This window comes from Pseudomonas sp. Irchel 3F6 (genome assembly GCF_900187595.1).
Classification (GTDB): domain Bacteria; phylum Pseudomonadota; class Gammaproteobacteria; order Pseudomonadales; family Pseudomonadaceae; genus Aquipseudomonas; species Aquipseudomonas siliginis.
This window is the reverse complement of sequence record NZ_FYDP01000001.1, coordinates 64,257-79,121: the sequence shown is the minus strand read 5'-3', so window position 1 is coordinate 79,121 and position 14,865 is coordinate 64,257. Positions and strand designations below refer to the sequence as shown.

At 62.4% G+C, this 14,865-nt stretch carries 10 protein-coding genes; 7 read left to right on the top strand and 3 right to left on the bottom strand.

Annotated elements, in window-relative coordinates; all coding sequences use genetic code 11:
- Positions 1-287: 287 nt before the first annotated feature.
- Entirely contained in the window at positions 288-1,625 is a 1,338-nt protein-coding gene (locus CKW30_RS00250; RefSeq protein ID WP_041478512.1) for a lysine N(6)-hydroxylase/L-ornithine N(5)-oxygenase family protein, read from the bottom strand.
- 133 nt (positions 1,626-1,758) lie between these two features.
- Entirely contained in the window at positions 1,759-2,241 is a 483-nt protein-coding gene (locus CKW30_RS00245; RefSeq protein ID WP_041478511.1) for a sigma-70 family RNA polymerase sigma factor, read from the bottom strand.
- 280 nt (positions 2,242-2,521) lie between these two features.
- Between CKW30_RS00245 and CKW30_RS00240 the strand changes: the two genes are divergently transcribed.
- From CKW30_RS00240 to CKW30_RS00230, 3 genes are read left to right on the top strand one after another with little or no spacing between them, the layout of a single operon-like run.
- Positions 2,522-3,685: an efflux RND transporter periplasmic adaptor subunit gene (locus CKW30_RS00240; protein ID WP_095179479.1), complete on the top strand. Its 1,164-nt coding sequence runs from the start codon at positions 2,522-2,524 to the stop codon at positions 3,683-3,685.
- A complete protein-coding gene (locus CKW30_RS00235) occupies positions 3,686-5,656 on the top strand; it encodes a MacB family efflux pump subunit (RefSeq protein ID WP_095179478.1) in 1,971 nt (656 codons plus the stop codon). It begins immediately after the preceding gene.
- 7 nt (positions 5,657-5,663) lie between these two features.
- A complete protein-coding gene (locus tag CKW30_RS00230) occupies positions 5,664-7,058 on the top strand; it encodes an efflux transporter outer membrane subunit (protein WP_095179477.1) in 1,395 nt (464 codons plus the stop codon).
- Positions 7,059-7,637: 579 nt separating this feature from the next.
- Here the strand turns inward: CKW30_RS00230 and CKW30_RS00225 are convergent.
- The gene (locus tag CKW30_RS00225) at positions 7,638-9,263 is read right to left on the bottom strand and encodes a PvdJ/PvdD/PvdP-like protein (RefSeq protein WP_095179476.1); all 1,626 of its coding nucleotides are present in this window, start codon (positions 9,261-9,263) and stop codon (positions 7,638-7,640) included.
- 207 nt (positions 9,264-9,470) lie between these two features.
- Between CKW30_RS00225 and pvdM the strand changes: the two genes are divergently transcribed.
- From pvdM to CKW30_RS00205, 4 genes are all read left to right on the top strand, one after another.
- On the top strand, positions 9,471-10,835 hold the full coding sequence (gene pvdM / locus CKW30_RS00220) for a pyoverdine-tailoring dipeptidase-like protein PvdM (protein ID WP_095179475.1): 1,365 nt from the start codon (positions 9,471-9,473) through the stop codon (positions 10,833-10,835).
- Positions 10,832-12,118: an aminotransferase class V-fold PLP-dependent enzyme gene (locus CKW30_RS00215; RefSeq protein ID WP_095179474.1), complete on the top strand. Its 1,287-nt coding sequence runs from the start codon at positions 10,832-10,834 to the stop codon at positions 12,116-12,118. The genes pvdM and CKW30_RS00215 overlap by 4 nt, the downstream gene beginning before the upstream one ends.
- A gap of 36 nt (positions 12,119-12,154) precedes the next feature.
- Positions 12,155-13,042 carry a formylglycine-generating enzyme family protein gene (locus tag CKW30_RS00210; RefSeq protein ID WP_095179473.1) on the top strand — a complete coding sequence of 296 codons (888 nt, stop codon included), beginning with the start codon at positions 12,155-12,157 and terminating at the stop codon, positions 13,040-13,042.
- Positions 13,043-13,151: 109 nt separating this feature from the next.
- Positions 13,152-14,801, top strand: a complete 1,650-nt coding sequence (locus CKW30_RS00205) for a cyclic peptide export ABC transporter (RefSeq protein WP_095179472.1) — start codon at positions 13,152-13,154, stop codon at positions 14,799-14,801.
- Positions 14,802-14,865 lie beyond the last annotated feature (64 nt).

Below are 14,865 nucleotides of genomic sequence, written 5' to 3'. Positions count from 1 at the left end.
AATCTGCCGGTGATCGAGACCGGCCGACAACTGTCACTCGAACAAGTACCCACTGTGGGTCTCCGCAATTGATGAAAACGCGCGCAGCTTACGCCCGCAGCGAAACGGCTGGAAGAGGTGTTTTCGGGGAATGTGGGGGGTGTTCAGGAAGGGTTCAGATTCAGGATCTGTGGGGCTTTCCATGGCCCCTTCGCGAGCAGGCTCGCTCCCACATTCTGGCCTGCGTTCACAGATCCATTGTGGGAGCGAGCCTGCTCGCGAAAGCGGTGTGACAGGCGCCGCATACTTCAGCTGGCAGTCGCCAACAACAGCTCCGCCACCGAGCGACTGTGCCCGCGCTGCTTGCCATGCTCGTACAACGAGCCAGCGATTTCATCGGCGCGAATCGGCAGCACCGACAGCAGCGTATCGCTCAGGCCATGGCTGGCCTGGCAGAAGCCCTGCATATATATGCCGGCCTTGCAGCGCTCGTCGGTGATCAGTTTGTAGTTGCGATCGACTTCGAATTCGCCGAGATATTCCTCCAGCGGCGCGAGCAACTTGCGGTGCATCTGCCGCTCGTAACCGGTGGCCAGCACCACGGCGTCGTAAATCCGCACCGTGACTTCGCCGGTGGCGTTGTTGCGCACGGCCAGTTCGATGCCGTTTGCCGTGGCAGTGGCGCTCTCGACGGTGGTCAGGGTGCGGAACGCATGGCGGGCAATCCCGGAAACCTTCTGCCGGTAGAAGATGCCGTAGATGCGTTCGATCAGGTCGATGTCGACCACCGAATAGTTGGTGTTGTGGTACTCGTTGACCAGACGCTCGCGCTCGACGCTGTTCTGCTGGAACACCAGATCAGTGAATTCCGGCGAGAACACTTCGTTGACGAACGGGCTGTCGTCCGCAGGCTTCAAGGCCGAGCCGCGCAGGATCATGTCGACCTGCACCGACGGGAATGAATCGTTCAGATCGATAAAGGCTTCCGCCGCGCTCTGTCCGCCTCCGATGATGGCGATGCTCATCGGTTGATTGTTCACGCAAGGCTGTCTGGCCATTTGCGACAGATACTGCGAATGGTGGAACACGCGATGATCGCCCTTCAACGCCTTGAACGCCTCTGGAATGCGCGGCGTGCCGCCAGCGCTGACCACCACCGAACGCGTGGTGCGCACGAATTGCTGGCCGTCGCTGCCCCGGGAAATCACCCGCAACGCTTCAACCTGCTGGTTGTGCAACACCGGTTCGATAAACTGCACTTCTTCACCATAACGGCTCTGCTCGGTGAACTGCCCGGCCACCCAGCGCAGGTAGTCGTTGTACTCCATGCGGCATGGATAAAAAGTGCCGAGGTTGATGAAGTCGACCAGACGCCCGTGGTGCTTGAGGTAATTGACGAAAGAATACGGGCTGGTCGGATTGCGCAGGGTCACCAGGTCCTTGAGGAAGGAAATCTGCAACTCGCTCTGCGTCGACAATGTATTGCCGTGCCAGCTGTAGGTGGCCTGCTTGTCGAGGAACAGCACATCCAGTTCGCCCTGGATCCGGCCGCGCTCTTGCAGGGCGATGGCCAGTGCCAGGTTCGAAGGGCCGAAACCGACGCCGATCAGGTCGTGAACGATGGGCGATGCAATTGCCTGTGTCATTTCCAGTGTCCTCTGGATGAACCCCTCAACGCGGGGAAATAAAGCCTGGGTGGCCTGACCGGCCTGAATCAGGTCAGCAGGTCGTCTGTTGAGTAGGAACGAGGACGATGAAAGGAAATTTAACCGGCGCGGATCACTGGCCATCCCATTGCTGGATGCGCAAGCGGCAATGTTTCATGGCGTTGACGATGTGTTTTTCCACCAGCGCCCGGGAGATGCCGAGGGTCTGGGCGATTTCCGGATGGGACAGGCCTTCGATCTTGCGCAGCAGAAAACTGTCGCGGCACAGCGGCGGCAATTCGGCCAGTGCGCGCTGGAGCATTTCCAGGCGCTGTCCGTGATCAAGGGTGCCGTGAGGCGAGGGAGTGAAATAGCGCTCTTCGTTATCCAGCACGTCCAGCGATTCGACCTGGCGCAGCGCGTTGCGGCGGTGATCGTCGATAACCAGGTTCAACGCGGTGCGATAAAGGAAGGCCCGGGGTTGTTCGATCGGCACCTCGCTGGAGCGCTCCAGCACGCGTACGTAGGCGTCATGCACCACATCCTCGGCGACCTGACGGTTGCCCAGTCTGGCGTTGAGGAAACACACCAGCTCACGATAGTAGTTTTCCAACATGACTCCCGACCGCATCGATGCCGTTTCTGTCCTTGAGCGCACTGATCAGACCTGCGGATCACGCAGTAGCAAGATAGTGGCAACTTGAGGTGCGTAATTTATAGTAATTCTCATATAGATTTAAAGAGTTGATTCCATATCCCGGACAAATAGTCGTCGCCCGGCGTGCGGTAACTCGATGTGTCTGCGGCTAAATTCCGTCGCCCATGCCTCGTTTACAGGACAGCCCCTGTGTCTGTCGTGCCTTGCGACGGGCCGCAACCACTGGCCGGAACCCTGCATGAATCGTCCCCGCCCCGCCCGTCGCGCGCTGTTTGCCGCCCTCTGTCTGATTCCCGTGATCGCCGTTGCTGCCTGGCAGGTTTTGCCACCCGGTCGCGACGCCGTTGCCACTGTGCAGGTCAGCCGGGGCGATATCGAAAACAGCGTGACGGCGCTCGGTACCTTGCAGCCGCGCCGCTATGTGGATGTCGGGGCGCAGGCTTCGGGGCAGATTCAGAAGATTCACGTCGAGGCTGGCGATACGGTCAAGGAAGGCCAGTTGCTGGTGGAAATCGACCCGTCGACACAGAAAGCCAAGCTCGATGCCGGGCGCTTTTCCATCGAAAACCTCAAGGCGCAGTTGCAGGAGCAACGCGCCCAGCACGATCTGGCGCAGCAGAAATACCAGCGCCAGCAGAAACTCGCCGCCGGTGGCGCCACCCGCGAGGAAGACGTGCAGACCGCCCGCGCCGAGGTTCGCGCAACCCAGGCGCGCATCGACATGTTCCAGGCGCAGATCCGCCAGGCCCAGGCCAGCCTGCGCAGCGACGAAGCGGAGCTCGGTTACACGCGCATCTACGCGCCGATGAGCGGCACCGTGGTCGCAGTCGGTGCGCGCGAAGGCCAGACCCTCAACGCGCAGCAACAGACCCCGCTGATCCTGCGCATCGCCCGACTGTCGCCGATGACGGTATGGGCCGAAGTTTCGGAGGCCGACATTGGCCACGTCAAACCGGGCATGACCGCTTACTTCACCACCCTCAGCGGTGGCACTCGGCGCTGGAGCAGCACGGTGCGGCAGATCCTGCCGGTGCCACCACGTCCGCTTGAACAGAATCAGGGCGGCAGCCCTACCAGTGGTCGCAGCGGCAGCGAACGCGTGGTTCTTTATACCGTGCTGCTCGACGTCGACAACGCCGATCACAGCCTGATGACCGACATGACCGCCCAGGTGTTCTTCGTCGCCGAACAGGCGCAAGACACCCTGACCGTGCCGACTGCTGCCCTGCAACCGGGCTCGCGTCCGCAGTGGCAGCGGGCGCAGATCGTCGCTGCCAACGGTGATATTCAAACGCGGGAAGTGCGCACCGGCATCAACGATCGCCTGCGCACCCAGGTGCTGGAAGGTCTGGCCGAGGGCGAGCATGTTCTCAGCGCGCCGGCCACTGGTCATGGAGGCTGAATGCACACGCCCCTGATCGACCTGCGGCAGATCCGCAAAGCCTACGGCGGTGATGACAGCCCACTGGTGGAGGTGCTGCGCGGGATCGATCTGTCGATCCACGCCGGCGAATTCGTTGCGATTGTCGGCGCCTCCGGTTCAGGCAAATCGACGCTGATGAACATCCTCGGCTGCCTCGACCGACCGACCAGCGGCGAATACCGCTTCGCCGGGGAAAACGTCGCTCATCTGGACAGTGATGAACTGGCCTGGCTGCGCCGCGAAGCGTTCGGGTTTGTCTTTCAGGGCTATCACCTGATCCCGTCCGGCTCGGCGCAGGAAAACGTCGAGATGCCAGCGATCTATGCCGGCACCCCGGCCGCCGAGCGCCATGCCCGAGCTCACGCGCTGCTGGAACGTCTCGGTCTCGGCACTCGCACCGGCAATCGTCCGCACCAACTTTCCGGCGGCCAGCAACAGCGGGTGTCGATTGCCCGTGCGCTGATGAACGGCGGCCACATCATCCTCGCCGACGAGCCGACCGGCGCCCTCGACAGCCACAGCGGCGCTGAAGTGATGACCCTGCTCGACGAACTCGCCGATCAGGGCCATGTGGTGATCCTTATCACCCACGACCGCGAAGTGGCGCAACGGGCCAAACGCATCATCGAAATCCGCGACGGCCTGATCATCAGCGACAGCGCCGAGCACGCGTGCGCGCCGCCCGCGGCCAATCCCGGGGCGTTGCAAGCGGTCGACCTGCGCCAGCGCCTGAGCAGCGGCAGCAACCAGACCGGCGCCTGGAAAGGTGAACTGCTCGACGCTGTACAAGCGGCGTGGCGGGTGATGTGGATCAACCGCTTTCGCACGGCGCTGACCCTGCTGGGCATCGTCATTGGCGTGGCCTCGGTGGTGGTCATGCTCGCCGTCGGCGAGGGCAGCAAGCGTCAGGTCATGGCACAAATGGGCGCGTTCGGCTCGAACATCATTTACCTCAGCGGCTCGGCGCCGAACCCGCGTACGCCGGAGGGCATCATCACCCTCGACGACGTTGCCGAACTGTCCACCCTGCCCCAGGTGGAACGGATCATGCCGGTCAACGGCTCGACCGCCGGGGTGCGCTTTGGCAACGCCGACCACAGCAGTTACGTCGGCGGCAATGACACCAACTTTCCGCAGATTTTCAACTGGCCGGTGATTCAGGGCAGCTACTTCACCCAGGCCGACGAGGACAGCGCCGCCGCCGTCGCGGTGATCGGCACCAAGGTTCGCGACAAGTTGCTCAAGGATGTCGCCGACCCCATCGGTCAATACATCCTCATCGAAAACGTGCCGTTCCAGATCCTCGGCGTGCTTGCGGAAAAAGGCGCCAGCTCCGGCGACTCCGATAGCGACAACCGCATCGCCGTTCCCTACTCGGCGGCGAGCACGCGCCTGTTCGGCAGCCGCAATCCACAATACGTGGTGATTGCCGCCAAGGACGCGCGCAAGGTCAAGGACGCCGAACAGGCCATCGAACAGGCGATGTTGCGTCGACACCACGGCAAGAAGGATTTCGAGCTGACCAACAATGCCGCGATGATCCAGGCCGAAGCGCGCACGCAAGGCACGCTGTCGCTGATGCTGGGGGCGATTGCGGCGATTTCCCTGCTGGTCGGCGGTATCGGCGTGATGAACATCATGCTCATGACCGTGCGCGAACGTACCCGCGAGATCGGTATTCGCATGGCCACCGGCGCCCGTCAGCGCGACATCCTCCGTCAGTTTCTCACTGAAGCCTTGATGCTCTCGGTGGTCGGCGGAATTGCCGGAATCGGCCTGGCGCTGCTGGTCGGCGGCGTGTTGTTGCTCAGTGGCGTGGCGATCGCCTTTCAAGCGCTGGCGGTGATCGGTGCGTTTGCCTGTGCGCTGGTCACCGGTGTCATCTTCGGCTTCATGCCGGCCCGCAAAGCTGCCCGGCTTGACCCGGTCACGGCCCTTACCAGTGAATGATCGACCTATGAAAGTGCGACTGACGTTCCTCGCCGCCAGCCTGTTGCTGGCAGCCTGCAGCAGCCCGGCGCCGCGCCTCGACAGCGGCGTGCAGCCACCGAGCGCGTGGCAGTCCGCCGACACCCCCGGCGCGCTGCAGAGCAATCGGCAATGGTGGACGCAATTCGGCAGCCCCGAGCTGGAGCGGCTGGTGGAACAGGCGCGGCTGGGCAGCTACGACCTCGCCGCCGCCGTGGCACGGGTCAGACAGGCCGAGGCCAGCGCAACCATTGCCGGCGCCCCGCTGCTGCCCGAACTCAAGGCCGGGCTGAACGCCAACCGGCAGAAACTGATCCACGGCAAGGGCTACAGCCAGTTGGATGTCAGTCCCGAGAATCGCTCGCTGGATTATTACGACGCCGAGCTCAGCGCCAGTTACGAGATCGATTTCTGGGGCGGCAAGCGTGCCGCGCGTGACAGTGCCGTGTTCGGTGTGCAGGCCAGCGAGTTCGACCGCGCCACCGTCGAGCTGACCTTGCTCAGCGGCGTCGCCAACAGTTACACCCAAACCCTGGCCTTGCGTGAGCAGGCGCGGATCGCCGAACTCAATCTGGCCAATGCGCAAAATGTGCTGCATCTGGTGCAGACCCGTTTCGACGCCGGCAGCGCCACCGCGCTGGAACTGGCCCAGCAGAAAAGCCTGGTGGCGGAACAACAGCGTCGCCTGCCGCTGGTGCAACAACAGGCCCGCGAAGCACTGATCAGCCTCGCCGCCCTGCTCGGCCAACCGGTGCAAGCGTTGCCGTTGCCCGAGCAATCCTTCGCCCAATTGCACTGGCCGGACATCGCCAGCGGCGTGCCGAGCGACTTGCTCAGCCGCCGCCCGGACATTGCCAGCGCCGAGGCCAGACTGGCGGCGGCGCAGGCTGATGTCACCGTCGCCCGCGCCGCGATGCTGCCGAAAATCACCCTGACCGCCAGCCTCGGCAGCGGCGCCGACCTTACCGCCGACCTGCTGCGCACGACGTTCTACAACCTGTCCTCGGGGCTGACCGCGCCGATCTTCAACAACGGCCGCCTCAGCGCCGAACGCGACAAGGCCAAGGCCCGACAGGATGAACTGCTGGAGACCTATCGCGGGGCAATCATCAACGGCTTCGCCGACGTCGAAAAAGCCCTCAGCAGCATTCGCGGCCTCGACGAACAGCGGCAATGGCAAAGCGAAGAACTGAACCAGGCACAGACCGCTTTCGACATCGCCCAGAGCCGCTACCAGGCCGGCGCCGAAGACCTGCTCACCGTCCTGCAAACTCAGCGCACGCTGTATGCGGCGCAAGACCTGAACGTCCAGCTGCGCCTGTCGCGGTTGCAGGCGAGCATTGCCTTGTACAAAGCGCTGGGGGGTGGTTGGGAAGTGATCTGACGGAGATGCGTCGACTGAACTGACGCCATCGCGAGCAAGCTCGCTCCCACAGGGATCAGGGTAAATCTGCTGTTCATTCGTATCTTTGAGATAGCTATCGCGAGCAGGCTCGCTCCCACAGAAAAGCAAAGCAGCGCAGCTGCCCGCGGCGAAGCCGCCCCACTCAACAACGAGCGTTAGCTCGAGTGCTTTTGATCTTGATCTACCGGCGACGTCGGAAGGCTGCGCGGAGGGATTGATCCGGGCGTGGGAGCGCAGCGACCGTCTGGCGCAGCCAGACACAGCGGAAGGAGGTGCAGCGAAGCAAACCGGAAACGCTGCGCCCGGATCGATCCCGCAGCGAAGGAACCCGAGCCTGCGAGGGCCGAACGCAGGAGCAAGCGTTTTTTTGCTTACTTTTTTTAGGCGTTTGTAAAAAAGTGAGTCGCCGTAAGGGCGAAACCTTAGGTAGTCGTTACCGCAGCGATGGATATGTACTCACTCAAAATGCCCCCACCGCCCCAAAAAAAGCCTCCGCGAGCAAGCTCGCTCCTACAAGGGATTGCGACCAATTCAGAGAGTGTGTTTGTTTGAACCAATCTAGAGCTGTCGGCCCTTGACCTTCAGGTGTCGCGCATACCAAGGGCGCTGTGGCACTTTGCGGAACAGCTCGGTCATGTTGTCTTCATCGCCGAAGGTGATGCGCAGTGCCAGTTTCATGGTTTCCGGGTCCATCTCCACTGAGCGTCCGACTTGCAGGCCGGGCACGGTACTGCAGCCGTGGGTGTCGGGGCCGAGCCAGGGGTCGGCGACTTCCACCCAGCGTCCCGGTGCAAACCACGGAACGCCGTTGACTTCCAAACGACTCACTTCGCCCGGGTGAAAACGTTCATGGGCGCGGAACCAGTCTTCCAGGCGGTCATCAATCCAGCCATGGAAACGCCAGAACACCGGGTTTACATGGGAGGAAAACGGGTCGCCGAGAAAGTCGTTTTCCGGCGCATACCAGCGCGCAGCGAAGTCTGCCTGATCCCGCGCCATCGGCACTGGAATGTCGTTGGATGGGTCACGCGCCACCGAAGCCCAGCGCATGTGCAGCCAGTCGTGCAGGCCCAGTTCGACTTCCGAACCGAACTGGCCAAGGGTCAATTTCGACAAATAACGCGGGTCACGGTACTGCGATTCCCAGACCAGGAAATTGCTCTGGAAAGTCTCCGCCGCTTTGATGTCGCTGACCCACTTGGTGTACTCGTCATCGCCCTCGGCCAGCCAGGTCGGCGGCAGCGAATTGCCGTCATGATTGTCGAAATAGCGGGCGAAGCCCTGTCGGTCCCGCTCCAGCTCAGGCTGCGGCTGCGGAAACGCCGGCCAGGAAGGCAAATCCTGCATCGAGCGGGCGATGCCTAGCATGTGCCGATGCATAAAGAAAAAATCCACGCCCGAGCCATTGCGATCCTTGCTTGGCCCACGGGCGTCGCGCTCCTTGTCACGCGGCCCGGGCTGCCAGCCGATGCCGCGCAGCGCTTCGCGCTTTTTCTCCGAGAGCTTGTGCCACTTGTCGCGGGTGGCGTGCCAGAGCTGGTGGAACAACCGATGCTCGGGCGCCACCAGCCAGGCCAACAGTTGCGGATTCAGACCGGTGCGTTCACGGGCCTCGGGAAAACGTCGTTTGATGGCGATGAACTGGTTGTCCAGCTCGGGCAACGCCAACGGCCGGTCCAGACGCAGCACTTGCCCGGTGAACGTGGCGCTGCCGGCATTGCCGAACGCCGCCCAGACCTCATCCAGTTTGACTTTTAATTCATACACCGGCGGTGCAAGTGGCGCATCGGTGCGCAGCAGGCGCCAATACATCTCGGCGCCGTTGCCCGGTGCCAGATCGCCAACCACTTGATAACGCACAGGCCCTTCGGCACGCAGATTCGCTCCGGTGTCGAGATAACCGCGCAGGCCGCGCCCACGATGAGCGATGTCGAGAAACAGCTCCAGGCCTTGCGCCGGCAAACCATCAAGCCCGGCCGCCGCACCGGTAAAGCGAATGTCCCAGACCCCACGCAAATTGTCCGCCAGCTGTTGCCCGGCGGTGTCCGCCAGATCGACCGTGGCCTCGCCCGGGGTGATCGGAAACTCCTCGCGGGTCAATTCACGATGTGCATAAAAAGCGGCAGGCAGCGCGGCGCCCGTGAGTGCCATGCCCGCCATGAACCAGCGTCGAGAGATCGTCATTGCCCTACCTGTGTCAGCCATGAAGCAGGCTTTATCCAAGCTAGAACGTTTGCTCGGCGGGGAAATTTACGCCGCCGGCAAAACATCCCTGCGCCGCTGCCGGGCATTTGTAACGCACACCTAAATTAGCCGTGCAGCCACTCGTTCTTCCCAGATAGCAAAGGCCCCTGCGCCTGTACCTCGACGGCGAACCTGAATGAGATGGCAATGACAAAACCGCGTTGGAAAAAGGCTCTATTCATCGGCCTGCCGCTGGCCCTGGCGATCAGTGCCGGCGCAGGATTTCTGGCCTGGGATTACTGGAACAACCCCGGCTATCCGGTGAAGGTGATGAAACAGGCGACGGAGTTGCAGGATCGCCTGCTGTCGTTCGACAGCCACATCACCGTACCGCTGAGTTTCGGCAGCCACGACCACGAAGCCGACAAGGATGGCTCGGGCCAGTTCGACCTCATCAAGGCCAATCGCGGACGCCTGTCCGGCGCCGCGCTGACGGTGTTCGGCTGGCCGGAAATGTGGAACGGCCCGAATGCCCCGCACCGTCCGACCGAGGGTTTTGTCGAAGAAGCGCGCAATCAGCAGGAGGTGCGCTACAAGATCATTTCCGGGATCGTCCGCGACTTTCCCAATCAGGCCGGCATCGCCTACACGCCGGATGATTTCCGCCGCCTGCATGGCGAAGGCAAGTTTGCGATTTTCATCAGCATGCTCAACGCCTACCCGCTGGGCAATGATCTGAGCAAGCTCGACCTGTGGGCCGGGCGCGGCATGCGCATGTTCGGTTTCAGTTACATCGGCAACAACAGCTGGGCCGACTCGTCGCGGCCGCTACCGTTTTTCAATGATTCGCCCGACGCCCTCGATGGCCTGTCGGACATCGGTAAACAAGCGGTGCAGCGCTTGAACGATCTGGGCGTGATCATCGACGTTTCGCAGATGTCGACCAAGGCCCTCGAGCAAGTCGCCGAACTGAGCCGCACACCGCTGGTGGCCTCGCACTCGGCGCCACGGGCGGCGGTGGATATCCCGCGCAACCTCAGCGACAAAGAACTGCAACTGATCAAGAACAGTGGCGGCGTGGTGCAAGTCGTCGCCTTCTCGCAATACCTGAAACCGCTGACCCAGGGCACGCAGGACAAACTCAATGCGCTGCGTGCGCGCTTCGATCTGCCGCCACTGCCCAATCTGGCCATGGCACTGATGCCGGGCGATCCGATCATCACCGCCTGGTCGGAACAGAAGCTCGGCCAGTACGCCAGCGGCCTCTACGCGATCCTCGAAGAGGAACCGAAAGCCACCCTCAAGGACTTCGGCGACGCCATCGATTACACGGTGCGCAAGATCGGTATCGACCACGTCGGCATTGCTTCGGATTTCAACGATGGCGGCGGTATCAAGGGCTGGGAAAACGTCGGCGAGATTCGCAACGTCACCGCCGAACTGCTACAGCGCGGCTACTCCGAAGCGGATATCGCCAAGCTCTGGGGCGGCAACTTCATGCGCGTCTGGGATCAGGTGCAAAAAGCCGCGAAACCAGCGCTGGCGTCGCGCCAGGAGGTGGCCCGGCCATGACCGATCGTCGCACTTTCCTGAAGCAGGCCGGCCTGCTCGCCGCCGCCCTGCCCCTGGGCGCCAGTCTGACTGCACCGGCGGCCATCGCTGCCGTGCCGACTGCGTCGCGAGACAAATGGGCGCAGTTGCGTCAAATGTTCGATCAGGATCCTCAGGCGATTCACTTCGCCAATTTCCTCGTCACCTCACATCCGAAACCGGTGCGCGAAGCGATCGAACGCCATCGCGCGGCGCTGGATCTGAATCCGGGTCTGGCGATGGATTGGGATCTGGGCGTCACCGAGAAGCGTGAAGAAAACGTGCGCCACTGGGCCGGCCAGTACCTGCAAGCCAAACCGGCGCAAATCGCCCTGACCGGCAGCACCACCGAAGGCCTGGCGATGATCTACGGCAGTGTGCAGGTGCGCGCGGATCAGGAAATTCTTACCACGGTTCACGAACATTATTCGACGCGCAACATTCTCGATTTCCGCAGCCGTCGTGACGGCACGCGCGTGCGCAAACTCAAGCTGTTCGAAACCCCGCAGAGCATTTCTCTGGATCAGGTGCTCGACACGATCAATCGCAATATCCGCCCCGAAACCCGCGTGCTGGGCATGACCTGGGTGCATTCCGGCAGCGGCGTGAAGCTGCCGATCAGCGAGATTTCGCGGCTGGTCGATGAGCACAACCGCCAGCGCGACGACAAGGATCGGCTGATCTACGTGGTCGATGGTGTGCACGGTTTCGGTGTCGACGACTTGAGTTTCCCGCAGATGAACTGCGACTTTTTCATCGCCGGCACGCACAAATGGATGTTCGGCCCGCGCGGCACCGGCATCGTCTGCAGCCGCACCGAAGAACTGAAATACGTCAGCCCCAGCGTGCCGACCTTCTCCGAGGCCACGGCTTTCTCGACCATCATGACCCCGGGCGGCTACCACGCCTTCGAGCATCGCTGGGCGCTGGACGAAGCCTTCAAGTTGCACCTGCAGCTGGGCAAAGCCGAGGTGCAGACGCGCATTCATCAGCTCAACAGTTACCTCAAGCAACGCTTGCAGGAGCACCGCAACATCGAGTTGGTCACCCCGCTCGCCCCGCAGTTCTCCGCCGGTTTCACCTTCTTCCGGATCAAGGGCCAGGACAGCGATGAAGTAGCTGCCTGGCTGATGCAGAACAGGGTGATCTGCGACGCGGTCAGCCGCGACGTCGGGCCGGTGATTCGCACCGCGCCGGGCTTGCTCAACAGCGAAGCCGAAGTGGATCGCTTCATGGACATCCTCGGCACCAAGCTGCGTGCCTGACCCTCGACTGCCGTTTTCCTTTCAAAGAGACGACCCATGAAAAAGCCTCACGCGTCACTCCTCTCCAAAGCCCTGCCCGCATTGGCGCTGAGCGCCCTCTGCGGCGCACTGATGCCCGGCACCGCGCAGGCGGCGACAGGCCCCGCCGCGGGTAAAGTGTTCAAGGACTGCAAGGACTGCCCGGAAATGGTCGTGCTGCCGACCGGCAGCTACACCATGGGCACGCCGGACGATGAAGTCGGCCGCCAACCCGACGAAGGCCCGCTGCACACGGTGACGTTCAGCAAACCATTCGCTATCAGCCGCTCGCAGGTGCTGGTGGGCGAATGGGACGCCTATGTCCGCGAGACCGGCAACAAACCTTACGACTTCGATGACCGCCCCGGCCGCCGCTGCACCGCCGGCAAACCGGAATTCAAACAGACGCCACGCGACCCGGCCGTGTGCATGAACGTCGCCGAAGCCCAGGGCTACATCGACTGGCTGTCAAAAAAGACCGGCCACGCCTATCGCCTGCAAAGCGAATCGATCCGCGAATACGCCGCCCGGGGCGGCAGCGCCGGGCCTTTCCCGTTCCCGTTCGATGAGGGCAAGGATTACCAGATTTCCAGGCACGCCAACACTTACGGCGCAGCCGACGGCTACAACTTCACCTCGCCGGCCGGCACCTTCCCGGCCAATGCGTTTGGCGTGTTCGACGCCCACGGCAACGTCTACGAATGGACCGCCGATTGCTATCACCCGGACTACTCCGGAGTGCCCGCCGACGGTCGCCCATGGACCCAGGAAAACTGCGAACGCCAGGTCATGCGCGGCAACGACTGGGGCGAGGCGCCGATCTTCTCGCGCTCGGGCAACCGCAACAGCAGCTGGCCGACCAGCAAGGGCGACTGGCTGGGCTTTCGCGTAGTGCGCGACCTCTGATCCCGCCCTCGACGAGCGCAGCCACGCCTGCGCTCGTTTAAAGAAACTCCGCGACCATTCGTTTTCCTTAAGTACCGGCACTCCCTCCGCATCGAAGCAGGAATCCTCCATGACCAAGCCTACGCGTGGGGCGATCAACGAATTGTTCGCCCTGCTCAAGCCCTTCCGCCTGATCGTCTCGGCGTCCATCGTGCTCGGCATGCTCGGCGGCCTGAGCGTCACCGTGCTGCTGGCGACCATCAACAACGCCCTGCATTCCGATGACGGCCTGACCCGCACGGTGGTGATGATCTTCGCCGGCCTCTGTGCCCTGGCCCTGCTGACCACGATCCTGTCGGACATCGGCACCAACTACGTCGGCCAGCACATCATCGCCAAACTGCGCAAAGAGCTGGGGGAGAAAGTCCTGTCGGCGCCGATCGACCAGATCGAACGCTATCGCAGCCATCGCCTGATTCCGGTGCTGACCCACGACGTCGACACCATCAGCGACTTCGCCTTCGCCTTCGCGCCGCTGGCGATTTCCATGACCGTGACCCTTGGTTGTCTCGGCTATCTGGCCATGCTGTCGTGGCCGATGTTCCTGATGATGCTGGTGGCCATCGCCATCGGCACCACCATCCAGGCCATCGCCCGGGCCAAAGGCATGCGCGGTTTCTACGCCGCGCGCGATTCCGAAGACGAACTGCAGAAGCACTACAACGCAATTGCCGAAGGCGCCAAGGAACTGCGCATTCACCGCCCGCGCCGCCAGCGCATGTTCGTCGCCGGCATTCAGAAAACCGCCGAGAAAATCTGCGATACCCAGATCAGATCGATCAACACCTTCGTCATCGCCAAGTCGTTTGGCTCGATGCTGTTCTTCGTGGTCATCGGCATGGCCCTGGCCCTGCAATCGCTGTGGCCGAGTGCCGACAAAGCGGTGATGAGCGGTTTCGTTCTGGTGCTGCTGTACATGAAGGGGCCGCTGGAACACCTGATCAGCACCCTGCCAATCATCAGCCGCGCGCAGATTGCCTTCCGCCGCATTGCCGAACTCAGCGAACAGTTCTCCTCACCGGAACCGCACCTGTTGCTGCAGGATCAGGGCGGCAAGCCGGCCGCCGTCAACAGCCTGGAACTGCGCAACGTGCGCTACGCCTTCCCTCCCGTGGACGGCAGCGAGCCGTTCCGCCTCGGCCCGGTGAACCTGCGCATCGAACAGGGCGACATTGTGTTTATCGTCGGTGAGAACGGCTGCGGCAAGACCACGCTGATCAAATTGCTCCTGGGCCTGTACGCGCCGACCGAGGGCGAAATTCGCGTTAACGACAAGCCGATCACCGCCGTCAACCGCGATGATTACCGGCAGAACTTCACGACGATCTTCGCCGACTACTACCTGTTCGATGACTTGATCCAGGGCGATCGTGAAGTGCCGCAGGATGCCACCCGCTACCTGGAACGTCTGGAGATCGCGCACAAGGTCAGCGTGCGCGACGGCGCCTTCAGCACTACCGACCTGTCCACCGGCCAGCGCAAACGCCTGGCACTGGTCAATGCCTGGCTCGAAGAGCGCCCGGTGCTGGTGTTCGATGAATGGGCGGCGGATCAGGACCCGACCTTCCGGCGGATCTTCTATACCGAGCTGCTGCCCGACCTCAAGCGTCTGGGCAAGACCATCATCGTGATTTCCCACGACGACCGTTACTTCGACGTCGCCGATCAACTGGTGCGCATGGAGGCTGGCAAGGTCAAAAGCGAACTGCAACCCGCCTGATCGAAGCAGCCGCGACCGGGCCGGAGAAAAAACTTTTCCGGTTTGCCGCGGCTTCCTCGTCTTA